This is a genomic window from Pseudoduganella ginsengisoli (assembly GCF_009720865.1).
GTDB lineage: Bacteria > Pseudomonadota > Gammaproteobacteria > Burkholderiales > Burkholderiaceae_D > Rugamonas > Rugamonas ginsengisoli.
Genome location: NZ_WNLA01000061.1, coordinates 1 through 2,508 on the forward strand (window position 1 = coordinate 1; position 2,508 = coordinate 2,508).

Annotated in this window: 4 protein-coding genes; all 4 read right to left on the reverse strand. The window is 66.8% G+C overall.

Annotated elements, in window-relative coordinates; genetic code table 11:
- The coding region (locus tag GM668_RS30165; RefSeq protein ID WP_155442676.1) for a hypothetical protein at positions 1–464 on the reverse strand (464 nt) is incomplete at its 3' end.
- 2 nt (positions 465–466) lie between these two features.
- Complete coding sequence (flgF, locus tag GM668_RS30170; protein ID WP_155442677.1) at positions 467–1,657, reverse strand: flagellar basal-body rod protein FlgF; 1,191 nt, start codon at positions 1,655–1,657, stop codon at positions 467–469.
- A 19-nt stretch (positions 1,658–1,676) separates the two neighbouring features.
- Entirely contained in the window at positions 1,677–2,072 is a 396-nt protein-coding gene (locus GM668_RS30175; protein ID WP_229500138.1) for a flagellar hook capping FlgD N-terminal domain-containing protein, read from the reverse strand.
- A partial coding sequence (locus GM668_RS30715; protein WP_211923480.1) for a hypothetical protein occupies positions 2,059–2,508 on the reverse strand: 450 nt, incomplete at its 5' end. The genes GM668_RS30175 and GM668_RS30715, both read right to left, overlap by 14 nt.

Genomic DNA, 2,508 nt, shown 5'->3' on the forward strand with positions numbered 1-2,508 from the left:
TGGACGCCCAGCTGCACCGTGCACACCACGGCGCCGGAGCCATGGCGCAGCAGCCCGTCCGGCAGCGCCTGCTCCGTCGCGGCGCACGATGGGCTGCCGGTCAGCGCCAGCGCCAGTTCATCGAGCAGTGCAGCCAGTGCATCGGCAGCGACGGCGCCGCCCAGCGGCGACGGCAGGTGGCGGCCATCGGCGTCATGGCTGTCATCCAGGCTGAAGATGGCTTGCTCCAGCCAGCGCGGCAAGCCAGCAGGAACGGCCGCCCACAGCACGGGGCCGCTGTCCAGCTGGCGGGCTGCGGTAAATTGGGCGGCAGAGGGAGCCGCTGTGGAGGCGGCCACGCAGCGCACCGCATGGTCCGGCAGCGGGCACCATTCGGCGCTCCAGCGGGCCAGCGCTTCGGCCACGCGGGTTTCCAGCGCGTGCGCGGCGCTGGCGCCCAGCAATTGGTAGGCAGTGACGGCCACGCTCAGCCTTTCATCCGCATCAGCGTATCGAGCATTTCATTGGCCGTGCTGACCAGCTCGGAGGAAGCCTGGTAGCCCCGCTGCGTGATGATGATGGCGGAAAACTGGGTGGACAGGTCGACGTTCGAGCCTTCCACGGAACCGGCGGCAATCGACGTGCCGCTGCCCTTGGCCACGCCCAGGGTCACGGACTGTGGCTTGTTGCTGGTATACGTGTTGCCGGACGCCTGTTCCAGTTCCGCCGTCGAGGCCACGTTGGCCAGCGCCAGCGTCTGGTTTTTGGCAGTCTGTCCGTTGGAATAGCTGATCACCAGCGTGCCGGTGCTGTCGAAGGTGGCGCTGGTCAGCACGCCCAGGCCATAGCCGTCCACCGAACTGGCGGCCATCGTCGAACTGCCGGAAGCAGCGCTGGTGGACGCGGCATCGACGGTGAACGTCAGCGGCAGCGAGGCCACGCCGGCCGGCGCATACGTCACGGCCACGCTGGCGCGGGTGGGATCGAGCACACCGTTGGCATAGCGGATTTCCCCGCTGCCGACCGTGGTGGCGCCGTCCTTGACGGTGACCAGCCAGCTGCCGGCCGTGGCCGCCGTATTGTTCTTGAATTCCACCGACAGCGTGTGGCTGCCGCCTGCCGCGTCGGTCACGTTGATGCCGCTGACGATTTTCGTCGTGTCGGCGGTGGACAGCGTGCCGGACAGTTTAATGTTTTTGGTGGCGGAAGCCGGATTGTTGCGCGCGCCTTCCAGCGTGATGTCGTGCAGCGCCCCGTCCGTGCCCAGCGCCTGTGCTTTCAGGCCGGCCTGGTTGACGAGCAGGCCATCGCTGTTGAAGCTGAAGCGGCCGTCGCGGGTATAGCTGGCGTTGCCGGCATCGTCATGCAGCACGAAAAAGCCGCTGCCATCGATCGCCACGTCGAGGTCATTGCCGGTCTGGCTGACCTGGCCCTGGCCGAAGTCGATAACGCTGGGCAGAACCGCCATGCCGGCGCCGCCGCGCATGCCGGTGTGGCTGTTGCGGTTGCCGGTGGCGTTGCCAGCGCTCTGGTCACCCGCGTCGAACAGCGCCGTGAACTGGGCGGACGACCCTTTGTAGCCGGGCGTGTTCAGGTTGGCCACGTTCTGGCTGATGGTTTCCAGGCCCTTGGAAAAGCCGACCAGGCCGGAAGTGCCGATATTGATGGATTTAAGCATGACTGGTCCTTAGCAAGGGTTATTTGATGTCGAGGATCTGCTTGCGCGCCACGTTGGTGAGATCGGCGCCGCTGGCCGGATGGATGGTCATGACCGGCGTGGTGCCGCTGACGGACACACCCGTCACCTGGCCGGACGCGAGGCTGGCGCCATTTTGCAGGCTGACGGTGCGGCCCAGCAGCGACATGGACTGGGTTGCCGTTTGCACCGCCACCAGCTGGTTCATGCCGGACACCATTTGCTGGGTCTGCTCCAGCTGCTGGAATTGCGCCAGCTGGGCCACGAAGGCCGTGTTGTCCATCGGTTTCAGCGGGTTCTGGGCATTCAGTTGCGTCAGCAGGATGCGCAGGAAATCCTGCTGGTTGATCTGGTTGTGGCCGGTCGCGCCGGTGGCGGGAATGCTATCGAGTGCCATGTGCCTGCTCCAAAGTGGTGATGCGCGCGTGGCCGTGCTCCGGGCCCGGCGCAAAAATGTCGCTGATGTCGTTGATGTCGCTGTGTTCTTCTGCCGTGTCAGGCAGCGGCTTGCCATTGACGGCCGTACCTTTCAGGCGCAAGCCCATGCCGGCCATGTCGGCCGCCAGCTTTGCCGCCAGTTGCACGGATTGGGCGGGCGTCAGTTCGCTGTCGCGGATCCACAGGTTGACGTCGCGCCCCGTGCCCGTGATGTGCAGGTTGCGCTTGCCCGGCAATGGCTGTTCGGCATGGGCTTCGCCACCCGGCTCCGGCATGGCCTGCGTATCGGATGCCGGTTCTTCCATGGCGCCAGGCGGCGGTTCCGGCGCGCCCGCTGCATCGCTTGCCGGGGCGGCGCCCGCAACGGCCGGACGCGCCCCCCGTGCCGCTGCGGC